Raw genomic sequence first — 17,266 nt, 5'->3', positions numbered from 1 at the left:
CCTGCACCTCCATGAATAATAAATATCTATATTAATGTTGTGTTCCCAGTGTTTCTCGGAGCAGTTTCGCCCGATACATATCCCGTTCAGTAGCGTTCATCTCGTCACCGAACATTTTTTGCAGAAATCCTGGCTGTGTCTTAACGTTAAGCTCATTAAGCACGGAAATCGAAGGGCCTTCCAGTATGCCAAGGTCGACCCCAAGTCTCACATCAGACAGCCGTTGTGCGGATTCTTTAAGCTCCATTAGAGCTGCATAACACAAAATCCCATAAGATCTTTTCACTCGGTCTGTAATTCTTAAAGCGGAATCTACAAGCAGCCTTTCACGGGCATTTCGTTCATGCTCTATAATCTGGGTGACTACACTGTGAAGGTTCTCGATGATTTCACTTTCCGTTTGACCGAGAGTAATCTGATTGGAAATTTGAAAGATGTTCCCTACTGCTTCGCTGCCCTCACCATAAATTCCTCTTACAGTCAATCCCACTTGATTCACTGCTGACAATATGCGATTGATCTGTTGGGTCATTACTAGTGCTGGCAAATGCAGCATTACTGAGGCACGCAGCCCTGTACCCACATTGGTGGGACAACTGGTCAAGTATCCTCTTTTATCATCAAAAGCGTAATTAACAGCCGATTCGAAGATATCATCGATGGCTGTCGCACGTTCCCATGCTTCTCTTACCTGAAGACCCGGGAACAGACATTGGATCCGCAGATGGTCTTCTTCGTTAATCATGATGCTGACCGACTCATCTTCATTTAATATCACAGCTGCACCACGTGAATCATTAGCCAGATTAGGACTGATGAGATGTTTCTCGACCAATACCTTTTTGTCCAGTTCATTCACTTCAGCAAGCTTTATCAGTTGAAAAGATCCGGATTCGGCAGCAGTTTCCCCATGAAACACAGGGGCCAGCAGCTCTAATACTTCTTCCGATTGCTCTAAGGAAGCAAGCATAGGGAATGGAAGATGCTCTAAGTTACGTGCAATCCGCATACGGCTGCTAATTACAATCTCGGAGTGACTGCCTCCCGAGCGCATCCAATCACTAAGCGCTTGTTCAGTAAATCGGAGACTTGACATGTCATATCCCCCCTATATATCAAAGACTTTACTCTTGTGCCATTTCTTTTTCAAGTTGGCGAATTTGATCCCGCAGCTCTGCCGCAGTTTCGAATTCCTCCTGTGCGATACTTTGCTGTAATTCCAGCTTCAATTCATCAATTTGCCGTTTGAACACAATCTGTGCTCCAGCACGTTTGGGAATCTTGCCTACATGCGAAGTGCTGCCATGCACCCGTTTAAAGAGCGGGTCCAGTGCACTGTTAAAATATTTATAACAGGAGCTGCAGCCAAAACGACCCAATTTGCTAAACTGCGAGTACGTCATCCCACAATTCTCACATTGCAGACTCTGCGTAGTCTTCGTAGCAGCCGTCTTTTCCTTACCGGCCCCTTCAAGATCAAGCAGACCGGACAGCAAGCTGTGAATGGAGAATCCTCCAGCAGTTCCCGGGATCAGTTCACCCTTCTCCCGCGCACAGCTCTCGCAGATATGAAATTCTGTCTTCTCTCCATTCACGATCTTGGTGAAATGGAGTGTTGCTGGCTTGACGCCACATTCCTGACATTGCATAAGCGAAAGCCCCTCCCTTATGATTGACAATTATTTGCCTAACAAAGAGATTAACATCGCCTTCATAATCTTGGCCCGAATCTCATCCCGATATGGAATCTTAACCGTTAGGCAATCCCGAGAAACAGCAGCGCGCATAAGACACGCCTCACGCTTGCTTAGAAAACCAGCTTCCTCCAGTTGATAAATCAACCCTTCGGCAGCGTTCTGATCTATCCCGCCACCTATAGTATGGTTTAAATGGGCATGCAGTGCCACGTTGGGCGGCAATTCAAAACGTTGAATACGAATATATCCCCCGCCACCACGCTTACTTTCCACCACATAGCCTTTTTCCAGTGTAAAGCGTGTACTAATAACATAATTGATCTGTGACGGTACGCATGAGAACTGGTCCGCCAGGTCATTTCGCTGGATTTCCACCGTACCTTCGGGACTTTCATGCAAAATATTCTTCAGATATTGTTCAATAATATCAGAGATATTGCGCATCACTCATCCTCCAGTGCTCTTTAAAGCTTCATAATATCGGTTGCGGCCCGCATCCTTAATGACATTCATTAGTGAACTTCATTCATATAAGTCTGAAGAAAACTTCACGAATTCAGAGGATCGCACTGTATGTCATCAGGTGCGTTGACTTTGACTTTCTTTGACTTTTTAATATTATAACATATTCTGTGCTAATTCCAAGAGGATTCTCTTATTTTTCACTTTTTTCAGCGAATGTATTCGGAAATAAAGAACTCTCCCAGCATCTTTCGAAGGGGAGAGCCTAATTATTTTCTAAAAATGATCAAAAAGTGCGGTTTCAGCTTGCGGTATGATTTCTTCGAGCCATTCCAGAGCCGTCGGACTACCAGTCACAAGTCCATAACGAGCCAGCTCTGCAGGGCGTTTATATCCAAACATTAGAATCGTCAGCGTGCCAATATCACAGCTTAAGTCAGCTGCATCCCGTTCACCCTCTATACGCAAGAAAGCTGCTGCTCCCTCTTCGGAGACCGTCCATTCCCACAACCCGTCATTCCATGGTGCATATTTATCTTCAATATAAATAACCTGTTTCTTCTGACTGCTGTGACGCTTAAAAGAATAACTCTCCACAAATACTTTAGCATTCACAATACGCGCCATAAAATAAGGATAGTTCTCCTGCTCTATACGCGGATCAGGCAGCAAAAAGGGTAACATATCATCGGATGGCACCAGTTTTAGCGATGCACCGGTCACCATTGAATCGTGATTCGCAAGAAATGTCCACAGCCCCTGCCGGGCCTGTTCGTTCAAAAACACAAATTCATCAATGACCAGTTCTCTATTTTCTATCTTATATAATACGTATCCTTCAGGTTCCCCAAGCTGTGAATAAAATACCGCAGTCTGACCTTCATCATCCAGAACAGAGTTCTCCCACCAGTCCAAATCACGCTTAAGTGTTCCGTTATATCTAACTGCAAAACGATTGTATAAGTTGTCCAATACTACGATATCTTTAACACCGCGTCTTACCTTGCCCTCAACTTCAACCTTCTTGGGAAACTTGGCAACAGGAATGGAGTATTTCTTATATTCACAATAAACTTCCCAACCAAATTTGCGATAAAAGGGGATCAAGAACGGATGCAGAAAAGATAATGTCTGCCCCGCCTCATTCATCGTTTGCAGCGTATGCGCTAGGAGCTTTGCCACATGACCCTGTCTGCGATTCTCCGGCCATGTCGCTACCCCAGCGAGCCCTCCCATAGGTACTAATCTACCTTGTATGTACACTTGGAATGGAAGAAGAGTAAGTTTGGCTTCCAAAGTACCTTCTTCAAAAGCACCCCATACGCGTTCTGCTTTAAATCTTTCCTTAGCATTAGCCCTTTTCTCACTAGGCAGCTTGTATTGAAAAGCATATTCAGATAAATCCATGCTTAGATCAAACTCTTCTGAGTGCAACTGTCTGATATCCACAAAACTCACCTCACCATTTATGAATTTACTTTTATGGTTAGTATAACAAGAGAGTGTATTGTGTGCGAATTATAAGGATATTTTTCGAACTTTTTTTAGTTATCCACAGCTTTAAGGAGTTTCAAAAATAGTCTTGTAATCTTGTCCTATTCAAGTTAAAATAATTATCCACTTATCAATCCCTCTATCCACATAAATCTGACTATATCCACAGCAACCCGTGTATTACTTAGGTTTTCTGTTGACAGATCTACATAAATATGTACTTAATCCACACCATTCGGTGATTTTTTGCCTTTTAATTATCTATCCACATGTGCGTAAGTTTTCTGCAAATTCCAATGAATTATCCACAAGTTTTCCACAATCTATAATAGACGCAAAAAAGCCACTGTCGATTACTCAACAGTGGTCTTGTGTGCTTGGCAACGTCCTACTCTCCCAGGACCCTTCGGTCCAAGTACCATCGGCGCTGGAGGGCTTAACGGTCGTGTTCGGGATGGGTACGCGTGGAACCCCTCCGCTATCGCCACCAAACATGCGTCTGTGAAACAGACGCTGCCGCGTGAAATTCGGTTCATCACCAGAAGTGAGAATGAATTTCTAAGCGTGTTACAGGCTTAATCGCCTGAAAACTGAATCCGAAACGAATCTGCATTCTAAGTATAGGATAAGCCCTCGACCGATTAGTATTGGTCAGCTCCATGCATTGCTGCACTTCCACCTCCAACCTATCTACCTCGTCGTCTTCAAGGGGTCTTACTAATTGGGAAATCTCATCTTGAGGGGGGCTTCACGCTTAGATGCTTTCAGCGCTTATCCCGTCCGTACGTAGCTACCCAGCCATGCTCCTGGCGGAACAACTGGTGCACCAGCGGTACGTCCATCCCGGTCCTCTCGTACTAAGGACAGCTCCTCTCAAATTTCCTGCGCCCACGACAGATAGGGACCGAACTGTCTCACGACGTTCTGAACCCAGCTCGCGTACCGCTTTAATGGGCGAACAGCCCAACCCTTGGGACCTACTTCAGCCCCAGGATGCGATGAGCCGACATCGAGGTGCCAAACCTCCCCGTCGATGTGGACTCTTGGGGGAGATAAGCCTGTTATCCCCAGGGTAGCTTTTATCCGTTGAGCGATGGCCCTTCCATGCGGTACCACCGGATCACTAAGTCCGACTTTCGTCCCTGCTCGACTTGTAGGTCTCGCAGTCAAGCTCCCTTATGCCTTTGCACTCTGCGAATGATTTCCAACCATTCTGAGGGAACCTTGGAACGCCTCCGTTACTCTTTAGGAGGCGACCGCCCCAGTCAAACTGCCCGCCTGACACGGTCCCCGTACCCGGTAAGGGTACTAGGTTAGAACCTAGATACGATCAGGGTGGTATCCCAACGGCGCCTCCACCGAAGCTTGCGCTCCGATTTCTACGGCTCCCACCTATCCTGTACAGATCGTACCCAAATTCAATATCAAGCTGCAGTAAAGCTCCATGGGGTCTTTCCGTCTTGTCGCGGGTAACCTGCATCTTCACAGGTATTAAAATTTCACCGGATCTCTCGTTGAGACAGCGCCCAAGTCGTTACGCCATTCGTGCGGGTCAGAATTTACCTGACAAGGAATTTCGCTACCTTAGGACCGTTATAGTTACGGCCGCCGTTTACTGGGGCTTCGGTTCATAGCTTCGGGTTACCCCTAACCACTCCCCTTAACCTTCCAGCACCGGGCAGGCGTCAGCCCGTATACTTCGCCTTGCGGCTTCGCACAGACCTGTGTTTTTGCTAAACAGTCGCTTGGGCCTTTTCACTGCGGCCCCCTCGTGCTATTCACACTACCGGGGCACCCCTTCTCCCGAAGTTACGGGGTCATTTTGCCGAGTTCCTTAACGAGAGTTCTTCCGCGCGCCTTAGAATTCTCTTCTCGCCTACCTGTGTCGGTTTGCGGTACGGGCACCTTCTCCTGGCTAGAGGCTTTTCTTGGCAGTGTGAGATCATGACCTTCGCTACTATAATTTTCGCTCCCCATCACAGCCCAGCCTTATCGATGTGCGGATTTGCCTACACATCAGCCTCACTGCTTAGACGGACATCCATCAGTCCGCGTCACTACCCTCCTGCGTCACCCCATCGCTCATAGCGGATTACGGTGGTACAGTAATTTCAAACTGTTGTCCTTCGACTACGCCTTTCGGCCTCGCCTTAGGTCCCGACTTACCCTGAGCGGACGAGCCTTCCTCAGGAAACCTTGGGCTTTCGGCGGATCAGATTCTCACTGATCTTTTCGTTACTCATACCGGCATTCTCACTTGTGTAGTGTCCAGCGCTCTTTTCAGTACACCTTCAACCCCTACACAACGCTCCCCTACCCCAGATACATAGTATCTAGCCATAGCTTCGGTGGTGTGTTTAGCCCCGTTACATTTTCGGCGCAGAGTCACTCGACCAGTGAGCTATTACGCACTCTTTCAATGGTGGCTGCTTCTAAGCCAACATCCTGGTTGTCTGTGCAACTCCACATCCTTTCCCACTTAACACACACTTGGGGACCTTAGCTGATGGTCTGGGCTGTTTCCCTTTTGACAATGGATCTTAGCACTCACTGTCTGACTCCCGGCAATAAGTATATGGCATTCGGAGTTTGACTGAGCTTGGTAATCCTTGCGGACCCCGCACCCAATCAGTGCTCTACCTCCACTACTCTTATACCGAGGCTAGCCCTAAAGCTATTTCGGGGAGAACCAGCTATCTCCGAGTTCGATTGGAATTTCTCCGCTACCCCCACCTCATCCCCGCACTTTTCAACGTACGTGGGTTCGGGCCTCCAGTGCGTGTTACCGCACCTTCACCCTGGACAGGGGTAGATCACACGGTTTCGGGTCTACGTCCACATACTAAGTCGCCCTATTCAGACTCGCTTTCGCTGCGGCTCCACCTTCTCGGCTTAACCTTGCATGTTAAACGTAACTCGCCGGTTCATTCTACAAAAGGCACGCCATCACCCATAGATCGGGCTCTGACTTTTTGTAAGCACACGGTTTCAGGTTCTATTTCACTCCCCTTCCGGGGTGCTTTTCACCTTTCCCTCACGGTACTGTTTCACTATCGGTCGCCAGGTAGTATTTAGCCTTAGCAGATGGTCCTGCTGGATTCATACGGGGTTTCACGTGCCCCGCACTACTCGGGATCCGTCTCGGAGAGAATACAGTTTAGGTTACAGGGCTTTTACCTCTATCGCGGGCCTTTCCAGACCTCTTCACCTACCATATTCCTTTGTAACTCCATGTGAGACGTCCCACAACCCCTAAGAGCAAGCTCTTAGGTTTAGGCTGTTCCGCGTTCGCTCGCCGCTACTGACGGAATCACTATTGTTTTCTCTTCCTCAGGGTACTTAGATGTTTCAGTTCCCCTGGTCTGCCTCTACATTTCCTATGTATTCAGAAATGAGTAACTGCGAATTACCACAGCTGGGTTTCCCCATTCGGACACCCCCGGATCAAAGCTTGCTTACAGCTCCCCGAGGCAGTTTCGTTGTTCGCCACGTCCTTCGTCGGCTCCTGGCGCCTAGGCATCCTCCGTGTGCTCTTATTAGCTTAACCTCGATTTTTCCGTAGGAAAATATCATACGATGATATTCTCTTTGGAATCATCTCACTAATAACATTTACTTGTTTACACAAGTTGCTAAAAGATGTTCTAAAACGCAAATTCGTTTCGGTATCCAGTTTTCAAGGATCAAGTCTTACTTGAGAGCTTAAACTCTCAAAACTGAGCAACGAGTGAGTAACAGGCCTAAACCTGAGTTTTGGAAGCTGAGCTTCCGATTTGAATGTTCTCATTGCAGAGAACGATTCTCCATAGAAAGGAGGTGATCCAGCCGCACCTTCCGATACGGCTACCTTGTTACGACTTCACCCCAATCATCTACCCCACCTTCGGCGGCTGGCTCCCTTGCGGGTTACCCCACCGACTTCGGGTGTTGTAAACTCTCGTGGTGTGACGGGCGGTGTGTACAAGACCCGGGAACGTATTCACCGCGGCATGCTGATCCGCGATTACTAGCAATTCCGACTTCATGCAGGCGAGTTGCAGCCTGCAATCCGAACTGAGACCGGCTTTGATGGGATTGGCTCCACCTCGCGGCTTCGCTTCCCGTTGTACCGGCCATTGTAGTACGTGTGTAGCCCAGGTCATAAGGGGCATGATGATTTGACGTCATCCCCACCTTCCTCCGGTTTGTCACCGGCAGTCACTCTAGAGTGCCCAGCATTACCTGCTGGCAACTAAAGTTAAGGGTTGCGCTCGTTGCGGGACTTAACCCAACATCTCACGACACGAGCTGACGACAACCATGCACCACCTGTCTCCTCTGTCCCGAAGGCCGCTGCTATCTCTAGCAGATTCAGAGGGATGTCAAGACCTGGTAAGGTTCTTCGCGTTGCTTCGAATTAAACCACATACTCCACTGCTTGTGCGGGTCCCCGTCAATTCCTTTGAGTTTCAGTCTTGCGACCGTACTCCCCAGGCGGAGTGCTTACTGTGTTAACTTCGGCACCAAGGGTATCGAAACCCCTAACACCTAGCACTCATCGTTTACGGCGTGGACTACCAGGGTATCTAATCCTGTTTGCTCCCCACGCTTTCGCGCCTCAGCGTCAGTTACAGCCCAGAAAGTCGCCTTCGCCACTGGTGTTCCTCCACATATCTACGCATTTCACCGCTACACGTGGAATTCCACTTTCCTCTTCTGTACTCAAGCCACCCAGTTTCCAGTGCGACCTCAGGTTGAGCCCAAGGTTTAAACACCAGACTTAAATAGCCGCCTGCGCGCGCTTTACGCCCAATAATTCCGGACAACGCTTGCCCCCTACGTATTACCGCGGCTGCTGGCACGTAGTTAGCCGGGGCTTTCTTCTCAGGTACCGTCACTCCGGTAGCAGTTACTCTACCGGACGTTCTTCCCTGGCAACAGAGCTTTACGATCCGAAAACCTTCATCACTCACGCGGCGTTGCTCCGTCAGGCTTTCGCCCATTGCGGAAGATTCCCTACTGCTGCCTCCCGTAGGAGTCTGGGCCGTGTCTCAGTCCCAGTGTGGCCGTTCACCCTCTCAGGTCGGCTACGCATCGTCGCCTTGGTGGGCCGTTACCCCACCAACTAGCTAATGCGCCGCAGGCCCATCCCTCAGTGACAGATTGCTCCGTCTTTCATTCTTCTCTCAGGAGAAAAAAGAAATTATCCGGTATTAGCTACCGTTTCCGGTAGTTATCCCAGTCTGAAGGGCAGGTTGCCTACGTGTTACTCACCCGTCCGCCGCTAAGTTATTTTGAAAGCAAGCTTTCAAAATAACTCCGCTCGACTTGCATGTATTAGGCACGCCGCCAGCGTTCGTCCTGAGCCAGGATCAAACTCTCCAATTAGTATTGAAAAGAGCGATATGCTCATTTTGAAACTGACGATTCATTAAATGAATCTTTTTAAAAATTAACGTGTTCCATTTGTTCAGTTTTCAAAGAACTTACTCCTAGCATTTTGACATTCAATGTCTCTTGCACAGGAATTAGAGTATATCATGTTTGTTTCTATCTTGTCAACTTATTTTTTCATCGCTTGTGTTTCGTATGTGCGATGCGTCGTAAGCACAAGAGATAATATACCATGCTGTCATTGAGTTTGCAAGCTTTTTTTGAAATAAAAAAATCATTCGTATAAATAACTTCCATACAACACAAATTGATACCATTCATCCATTATTTGTGGCTAAATAGAATTTATCGTATTCGCCAATCTTACCTTCTAACTATCAGTACAGAGAGGAGTCAAAATGAAGACCAAACCTACAGACGCTGCGTCCACGGTAGACAGCAAGGACAAGGAGCAGCGTAATCTGCAGCAGGCAACGATTTATAAAATTTTGTTAGCTGTCAGTTTTGTTCATTTATTTAATGATTCTATACAGGCAGTCATTCCAGCAATCTTCCCTATTCTCAAAGATAATCTTCTGCTCTCTTTCGCCCAGATTGGATGGATCTCATTCGCTTTAAATATGACGTCATCAGTAATCCAACCCGTCATTGGATATGCTGCAGACCGTAAACCCCGTCCTATATTATTACCACTGGGTATGTGCAGCACATTTCTAGGTGTACTTCTATTGGCTTATGCCAATAGCTATTTTCTGGTCTTATTCTCGGTTATCCTGATCGGATTCGGTTCAGCCACCTTCCACCCAGAGGGTATGCGTGTTGCTCATATGGCCGCAGGTCAGCGAAAGGGATTGTCGCAATCTATTTTTCAAGTGGGCGGCAATGCTGGACAGTCCCTGGGTCCAATGCTTACGAAATGGGTATTCATCCCCTTTGGCCAGATTGGTGCCCTAGGCTTCACGATCGTCGCGGCTGCCGGAATCGCTGTTCAGACCTATGTAGCTCGCTGGTATAGAGAAATGCTAGATGCCGGTTATACCTTTCATAAAAAATCAACAGCACGGGCAATCGACCCTGCCCGCCGAAAAAGCATACGAACAGCAACGATTATTCTTGTATTCCTAGTCTTTGTTAGGTCTTGGTATGGCGCTTCTATCGGCAGCTACTACGCCTTCTATCTAATGGACAAATATCAAATGACACTGGATAAAGCCCAAATCTATATTTTTATGTATTTGGCTGCTGGCGCAGTGGGTACATTTTTTGGGGGTCCGCTGGCTGACCGTTTTGGACGGCGTAATCTCATCTTACTGTCAATGGTCGGAACCGTTCCCTTTGCGCTTGCTCTACCCTTTGTAGGTCCATTATGGGCGGCTGTATTGCTGCTGATTGGCGGTTTCATACTTCTGTCCAGCTTCTCTGTTACCGTCATTTATGCTCAAATGCTATATCCGGGCAACATTGGCACAGTTTCAGGTCTGATCACGGGACTTGCTTTTGGACTCGGCGGGATCGGCTCATTAGTCCTCGGCAACCTCATTGATAGTATCGGGATTGCTAAAGTGTTCATCACTTGCGGCTTCCTCCCGCTGCTTGGGTTTCTTGCCTTGCTGCTTCCTAGAGATGAGAAATTAGAAGAATGGGCGGCGCAATAACTTCTCAATGATCACTTAAGGCTTTACTCATTACTGTAGAAAATAGAGCGGCAGCCTTCCCGCTGCCTTCAGTCATATAATTATCCTGATTCGTACGATCAAAACCCATCCATACCGCAGCTGTCCACTCCGAAGTATAGCCTACAAACCAAAGATCCCGATTAGCTTTCTTGCTCACGCCAGCCAAGTCCAATTGGGTCGTACCGGTCTTTCCCGCTACTGGTCTGTTCATCTGCGCTTTTTTCCCTGTTCCTTCATTAACAACATTGCGTAACATAGCCGTCATCGCTTCTGCGGTACGCGGCGAGATTACCTGACGTGATTCAGAGGGATGAGTATACAAGACCTTCCCTTTTGAATCCGTTATGGAGCGCACCATATGAGCCGCATTAAATTTGCCTCCACTAGCAAAGACACTGTAGGCCTGGGCCATTTTTAGTGGAGAAACCCCATTATGAAGCCCCCCCAAAGCTATTGATAAATGATTGTCCTCCTCCGTCAGTACAATTCCTAATTTGGCGGCAAATTGCCGCGCAGAAGAGATTCCAACCTGCTTCAATACCCATACGGCTGGTGCATTGATGGATTTTTGCAAAGCTGTGTTCATTGTGACCTGACCTTGGTATATACCGTTCAAGTTCTCAGGTTTGTAGCTGCCATAAGCAACTCTACGGTCGGACAGCATACTATTCGGGTTGAATTTCCCGCTCTCCAGTGCAGGTCCATAATCAATGATCGGCTTAAAGCTAGAACCCGGCTGACGTGCATCAATAATAGCTCTGTTCAAATTGCCCTCGTTTTGATCTCGCCCACCAATCAATGCCACTACTTCTCCTGTACGATGATCCATTATGGTCATAGCTGCTTCTACCTGCTGATCTTTTCCGTCAGGTGGAAATGAAGCCTCTTTGAGAACGGCCTGCTCAAGTGCCTGCTGTGCTTTGATGTTCAAACCTGTAACTATAGTGTAGCCGCCTGTACGAAGCTCCTCTACGGATTTCCCTGTGATCTGAGCCGCTTCCTTAAGGGCGGCATCCACATAGTACACTCCGGCAACCCCATTTTCGACCGCAGCTGGAGGCTGATATTGTTTATTCATAGCTTCCTGCATTTGCCCATTCGTGATTAGTCGCTGATTGAACATCATCTTTAGCACTAGATTTCTTCTCGTTTTGGATAATGCACTATTGTCTACTGGGTTATAAATAGAGGGGCCTTTAGGGATTCCCGCCAGAGTGGCTATTTGCCAGATCTCCAATTTTTTCAGATCAGACACGCCGAAGTAACGCTTCGCTGCTGCTTTTACTCCAGATTGTCCCCTCCCCATATAAATCTGATTGAGGTACAGCTGCAAAATCTCACGTTTCGTCAGTCGCTGCTCCAAGGCAAAAGCAATAGCGGTTTCATTTAACTTGCGCAGCATATTCTTATCTCTGTTCAAATAAAGATTGCGAGCAAGCTGTTGAGTAATACTACTGCCACCTTCTGATAAACTCATGTCCAAGATATTTTTTAAGAACGCGCGTGATATCCCTTTATAATCGACCCCTTGATGGCTATAAAAACGGCGGTCTTCTACTGTTAAAAAGGTATCTATTAATAAAGCCGGCATCTCCTCAAGCTCTGCTGTAAGCCTATAACCCGAGCTCGGTAGCGGAGTCATTCGTATAACTGTTCCATCTGAAGCTGTGATGAGGCTTGATTCTGGCAATTGCAGCCTATCCTCATGCCGGTTAAGTACAATCCCCCCATACTGGTATACATAGAACAAAATCAAAAGCACCAATACCGTACTAATAACACTCACATCAAATAATAGGTACCCTACTCGCAATATCCGGGTGCGTGCATTCCATCTGCTCATGATTCGATAATCAGGTTCTCCAGGAACCGCTCCATACTCCGCACTTCATCATTCGCTGCTGCAAGAAGTGTATGTACTTCCGCCTCATCCTCTTCAACCTCACGGAGAGTGCGAAGTATCGCCCTAGTCCTTATTAATAAAGCTACTGCTGGTGTGTCCTCTATCCGCTTTGAGCTTGCACCTCTTTCTGGAACTTCTATTCTTTGCATTCGATTGAGGTTAGCAGCAATTTCACCTATTTCTCCTCCAGAGAGAACCTTGATGTTCTGGGCGACTCCTTTATCTGCCAGCTCCGAGGTTCCCACCACTAGCGAGCGCAAATCATCAGCCATTTTCTGTGAACGAAGAACATACAGCCCACCGAAGACTAGAATAAATAGAAGGATGGCACTAGGGGTTTGACCCATATGATTAATAACCCAATGAATAAGCCGGACAAAAAAGGCTCCTGATTGACCCGAATAATGAGAATACAGCAAAGCGACAGCTCGCTGGACAACAAAAAGAAAGGCAGCACTCAAAAGAGCGCAACCCATAAAAATATATAAATAGCTGATACGAACCGTCCGAAGTTTTGGCATGGTAGTTCCCTCCTTGTGCCACAAGGATAACTTCCAAATCTTAAGAACCCGCCATAGTTTTCTTAAGATTCTATGAAGAATGGGAAACGGGTAATAAAATCCGTGCGAAGAGATATACTTTCTACATAAATAACGCCATTGTGGCGTTCGATGATACTTTTGGCAATCGCAAGTCCAAGCCCTGAGCCGCCTGTATGCTGTGAACGCGACTTTTCTGCCCGATAGAATCGTTCAAAAATAAAAGGGATATCACTTTCCGCAATCCTCTCTCCGAAGTTGCTAATACGGACCACAGCATCATTTTCCTTTTTACTGAAACCTATCTCCAATTTCCCGCCGCTTCTGCCGTAACGGATCGCGTTAGTAATCAAATTTTCATAAGCACGTACTAATTCTTTAGGCGAAGCCTCTATCCATAACTCATCAGCAACGTCCTCGATTTCATAGATCATATCCGCCTTTGTTAGTTCAGGAACTGACTCCTCCGCCAGCTGCCGTATGAAAGCCTTCAAATCCAATCTCTGCATAACCAAAGGGTACTCTCCACTATTTACACGTGTGTATTCAAAAAGATCATCGATCAGTTTACGCAGCACCAGGGATTTGTTGTAGGCTATATCCACGTAATACCGGATTTCCGCTTCTTCCTGACATCGATCTTGTTCAATGTATTCCAGAAAGCCCAAGACAGAGGTAAGCGGGGTGCGTAAATCATGGGAAACACCTGTGATCAAGTCATTTTTCGCATTTACAGCTTTACGTTCCTCCTCTATGGAGTGCTGCAAACGCTCAGCCATTTCATTAATATTCTCAGCCAGCACACCCAGCTCATCTGTGGTTCTGACTTCAATTCTATGGGACATCCCGGAGCTTGTAATTTCTCGAATCCCTTTTGTGATCTCTTCCAGATACAGCACAACTTTACGAGTGTAGATAAAAAAGAATAATAAAAAGCTGATAATACCCGCTGCTGTCATTAGTGGCATAGAGCCAATATGATTAATAATCCAGCGCAGTATGCGTGAATAGGGAGCCGACTCTGAAGCCGGATTTAGATAGATCATAAAGTTGACGAGTTGGTACCCTGCCATGAGCAGCAAAGCGCCCGAAAGCACACTCAGCAAAAAAGCAAACATAAACTTCCAGCGAATCGTCGTTATATATTTAGAATTCAAGAAGCCTCACCTAATCCTTTCAGGAAGGTCCGTCTAATTTATAGCCAACTCCCCAGACGGTTTGTATATAACGTGGGCGTTTCGAATCGATTTCGATTTTGTCTCGGAGATTACGAATATGTACCATCACTGTGTTACCGCCATCTAAAAAGGGTTCATTCCATACCTTATTGTAAATTTGCTCCAAGCTAAGCACTTGACCTTGGTGTCTCGCTAAAAGCTCTAGAATAGAGAATTCCCGCGGAGTCAGTTTAATCTTCTGCTGGTCTACATACACCTCATGCTTAGACGTATCTATAGTCAGATCCTCAAAGCTTAGTTTGCTGTCGTTTCCCAACGTATTACTATCCTTATTAAATCCGTGATAACGGCGCAACTGTGATTTTACTCGTGCCACAATCTCCAAAGGATTAAACGGCTTGCCCACGTAGTCATCTGCCCCGAGGCTCAGGCCGGAGATCTTGTCCATATCTGTATTTTTGGCTGATAGTATGATAATTGGCATTTTCCGCTCTTCACGGATCTTCATACATGCAGCTAGCCCGTCCATTTTAGGCATCATGACATCAAGAATAATTAGATCAACTTCCTCTTTCTGCAGACATTCCAGCGCTTCCATTCCATCATAAGCCTTTAGCAGTCTATAGCCTTCATTACAGAGATAAATCGTTAACAGTTCTACAATTTCCTTCTCATCGTCTACTAACAATATCGTTTCTCTCTTCACAGGAAGGGTTTCCTTTCAAATATAGTAATAAATATCTATAGCTATATATTAGCAGATCATCCGAATTTTTTTCTAAAAATGAAACGTTTAGTTGTAATCCACGCAAAAAAGGCCCCTGCTCCTCTCGTACTTAAACGAAATGGAACCGGGAACCTTTTGGAATCGAATATAGTTTGTTACTTACATATCCAACAAGCGAATTAGCTCATCTTCATCCTCAATGACCTGAATGCCTAACTGCTGCGCTTTAGCCAGCTTACTGCCAGCTTTTTCACCAGCAATAACTAAATCCGTCTTCTTCGACACACTTCCCGACACCTTTGCTCCGAGTGCTTCCAGACGTTCAGCTGCTTCATCTCGGGTAAGCTTTTGCAAGGAACCGGTCAATACGACCGTTTTGCCACTAAAGAAGGAATCGGTACTAACAGGACGTGGCGCCTCAGGAGCCTTTGCTTCCACACCCAACGTCCGCAAGCGGGAAACATTAGCTACTACAACTGGGTCTGCGAAGAAGCTGACAATGCTCTCGGCGACAATCCCACCAATGTCTGGTAACTCAGCGAGCTCCTCGGCTTTGGCTTGCATCACAGCATCCAGATCGCGGAAATGATCAGCCAACATCTTCGTCGTTGCTTTACCTGTGTTAGGGATCCCTAACGCAAAGAGAAATGAAGCAAGATCTCTACCTTTGCTATCTTCTAAAGCTTGCAGCAAATTCTGTGCTTTTTTCTCACCAAAACGGTTCAGCTGTACAAGCTGCTCAAAGTTCAGTTCATACAGATCCGCAGAGTCATGTACATTAAGCTCATCATAGAGCTGACCCGCCGTCTTCTCACTAAACGTCTCGATATCCATCGCATCACGCGAAGCAAAGTGGGTGATCCGACTGATAATCTGCGGCCTACAATTCAGTTTATTGTTACAGAAAAGATGTGCTCCGCGCATTTCTAACGGATATCCACAAGCTGGACAGTCCTCAGGGAAAATAATCTCTCCACCGTCATTCTCCTCTGTTACCTTGCCGAGAATTTCTGGGATAACATCATTGGAACGGCGAATAAAGACCCGCGAACCTAAGGCGAATTTCAAGTTTTTGCGCTCAATATCACCCACATTATTCAGGGTGCAGTTCTGAACGGTAACTCCGGCAAGCTCTACAGCCTCAACCCGAGCCAGCGGAGTCACTTTACCTGTACGACCTACATTCCAGCTAACAGACTCCAGCACGGTCGTCGTTTCTTCGGCTTCAAATTTATAAGCAACTGCCCAACGCGGGAACTTGTCAGTGTAGCCAAGCACCTCACGGATCCGGAAATCCGTGACCTTAATTACAGCCCCATCAATGAGGTAATCAAGACTCGAACGACTTTCCTCGATTCCAGCGAGCTGCTCAGTTACATCATCAAAATCATTGCAGTAGGTCAGGTATGGGTTCACTTTAAATTTGTTATTCCGCAGAAAATCCATCATTTCCTGATGGTCAGCGAACTCCGCGCCTTCTGCAAAGCCTACATTATAGAAAAAAGCGTTCAAACGGCGGTCCGCAGTAGTCTTCGGATTAAGATTACGCAGTGCACCTGCTGCTGCATTACGCGCATTCTTCAGCGGCTCTGCAGCCCTTGTATTATAATCAGCCAGCACAGACAGATTCATAATCCCTTCACCCTGAACCTCAATGACCCCATCCTTGAAGGGAATCGTCAATGGAACGGATTTGATGGTCTTCACCTGTGCAAGTATTCCTTCGCCAACTACACCATTGCCACGCGTCGATGCCTGTTCGAGAACACCATTACGATAGGTTAAATTCAGCGTTAAGCCATCGAACTTCAGTTCTACTGCATAACAAGGATCAGGAAGAGGGTTGTCTGGATTCTTAAGATTGTATTCATTCACTAACCGGAGCACCCGGGTATTCCAGCTGCGCAGCTGTTCAATATTCTGTGCTTTATCCAGACTCCAAAGCGGTGCCAGATGCCGATGCGGCGTGAAGCCCTTAAGCAGCTCTCCACCTACACGTTGTGTAGGCGAATCTGGTAGCACGAAGCCACTCTCAGCCTCCAGTGCTACAAGCTTGTCGTATAAAACATCGTATTCCTTATCGCTGACTAGCGGTGCATCCAGCGTGTAGTAGTGGTAATTATAATTATTTAATTCCGCAACAAGCTCTTCCATCACATGCATAGCATCCATGCAGGTACATCCCTCCGTCAATAAGTTTCCTAAAGTTAGCGTGGT

At 46.8% G+C, this 17,266-nt stretch carries 10 protein-coding genes and 3 rRNA genes; 1 reads left to right on the top strand and 12 read right to left on the bottom strand.

Going from position 1 to position 17,266, the window contains the following annotated elements; genetic code table 11:
- Positions 1–31: 31 nt before the first annotated feature.
- The 7 genes from NST45_RS29750 to NST45_RS29720 all read right to left on the bottom strand — a co-directional run bounded on the left by NST45_RS29750 (position 32) and on the right by NST45_RS29720 (position 9,020).
- Positions 32–1,096, bottom strand: a complete 1,065-nt coding sequence (locus NST45_RS29750; protein WP_339824466.1) for a protein arginine kinase — start codon at positions 1,094–1,096, stop codon at positions 32–34.
- Positions 1,097–1,124: 28 nt separating this feature from the next.
- Positions 1,125–1,649: a UvrB/UvrC motif-containing protein gene (locus NST45_RS29745; protein WP_036680467.1), complete on the bottom strand. Its 525-nt coding sequence runs from the start codon at positions 1,647–1,649 to the stop codon at positions 1,125–1,127.
- 30 nt (positions 1,650–1,679) lie between these two features.
- On the bottom strand, positions 1,680–2,141 hold the full coding sequence (locus NST45_RS29740) for a CtsR family transcriptional regulator (RefSeq protein WP_036680465.1): 462 nt from the start codon (positions 2,139–2,141) through the stop codon (positions 1,680–1,682).
- A 294-nt stretch (positions 2,142–2,435) separates the two neighbouring features.
- Positions 2,436–3,608 (bottom strand): GNAT family N-acetyltransferase, encoded by a 1,173-nt coding sequence (locus tag NST45_RS29735; RefSeq protein WP_076215388.1) that lies wholly within the window; start codon positions 3,606–3,608, stop codon positions 2,436–2,438.
- Between the two features lie 420 nt (positions 3,609–4,028).
- Positions 4,029–4,145: ribosomal RNA gene (gene rrf / locus NST45_RS29730) — 5S ribosomal RNA — on the bottom strand.
- Between the two features lie 129 nt (positions 4,146–4,274).
- Positions 4,275–7,200 (bottom strand): 23S ribosomal RNA (locus tag NST45_RS29725).
- Between the two features lie 262 nt (positions 7,201–7,462).
- A 16S ribosomal RNA gene (locus NST45_RS29720) occupies positions 7,463–9,020 on the bottom strand.
- The 16S, 23S and 5S rRNA genes sit together here, the layout of an rRNA operon.
- A gap of 404 nt (positions 9,021–9,424) precedes the next feature.
- On the opposite strand from NST45_RS29720, the gene NST45_RS29715 reads away from it, so the two are divergent.
- Complete coding sequence (locus NST45_RS29715; RefSeq protein ID WP_339824464.1) at positions 9,425–10,681, top strand: MFS transporter; 1,257 nt, start codon at positions 9,425–9,427, stop codon at positions 10,679–10,681.
- 4 nt (positions 10,682–10,685) lie between these two features.
- Here the strand turns inward: NST45_RS29715 and NST45_RS29710 are convergent, their stop codons facing one another.
- The 5 genes from NST45_RS29710 to ligA all read right to left on the bottom strand — a co-directional run bounded on the left by NST45_RS29710 (position 10,686) and on the right by ligA (position 17,221).
- Positions 10,686–12,488 (bottom strand): PBP1A family penicillin-binding protein, encoded by a 1,803-nt coding sequence (locus tag NST45_RS29710; RefSeq protein ID WP_339824462.1) that lies wholly within the window; start codon positions 12,486–12,488, stop codon positions 10,686–10,688.
- 53 nt (positions 12,489–12,541) lie between these two features.
- Complete coding sequence (locus NST45_RS29705; protein WP_076123746.1) at positions 12,542–13,126, bottom strand: hypothetical protein; 585 nt, start codon at positions 13,124–13,126, stop codon at positions 12,542–12,544.
- A 62-nt stretch (positions 13,127–13,188) separates the two neighbouring features.
- Positions 13,189–14,301: a HAMP domain-containing sensor histidine kinase gene (locus NST45_RS29700; protein ID WP_076123748.1), complete on the bottom strand. Its 1,113-nt coding sequence runs from the start codon at positions 14,299–14,301 to the stop codon at positions 13,189–13,191.
- 19 nt (positions 14,302–14,320) lie between these two features.
- Entirely contained in the window at positions 14,321–15,028 is a 708-nt protein-coding gene (locus NST45_RS29695; protein WP_036678667.1) for a response regulator transcription factor, read from the bottom strand.
- 180 nt (positions 15,029–15,208) lie between these two features.
- Positions 15,209–17,221 carry an NAD-dependent DNA ligase LigA gene (ligA, locus tag NST45_RS29690; RefSeq protein ID WP_076222321.1) on the bottom strand — a complete coding sequence of 671 codons (2,013 nt, stop codon included), beginning with the start codon at positions 17,219–17,221 and terminating at the stop codon, positions 15,209–15,211.
- Positions 17,222–17,266 lie beyond the last annotated feature (45 nt).

It is taken from the genome of Paenibacillus sp. FSL R7-0163, assembly GCF_037969975.1.
GTDB lineage: Bacteria > Bacillota > Bacilli > Paenibacillales > Paenibacillaceae > Paenibacillus_AQ > Paenibacillus_AQ odorifer.
This window is presented reverse-complemented; position numbering and strand designations above follow the sequence as displayed.

Bases quoted from the DNA above. Each gene is read 5' to 3' on its own strand.
- NST45_RS29750 (WP_339824466.1), bottom strand. From the start codon at position 1,096: ATGTCAAGTCTCCGATTTACTGAACAAGCGCTTAGTGATTGGATGCGC.
- NST45_RS29745 (WP_036680467.1), bottom strand. From the start codon at position 1,649: ATGCAATGTCAGGAATGTGGCGTCAAGCCAGCAACACTCCATTTCACC.
- NST45_RS29740 (WP_036680465.1), bottom strand. From the start codon at position 2,141: ATGCGCAATATCTCTGATATTATTGAACAATATCTGAAGAATATTTTG.
- NST45_RS29715 (WP_339824464.1), top strand. From the start codon at position 9,425: ATGAAGACCAAACCTACAGACGCTGCGTCCACGGTAGACAGCAAGGAC.
- NST45_RS29705 (WP_076123746.1), bottom strand. From the start codon at position 13,126: ATGCCAAAACTTCGGACGGTTCGTATCAGCTATTTATATATTTTTATG.
- ligA (WP_076222321.1), bottom strand. From the start codon at position 17,221: ATGGATGCTATGCATGTGATGGAAGAGCTTGTTGCGGAATTAAATAAT.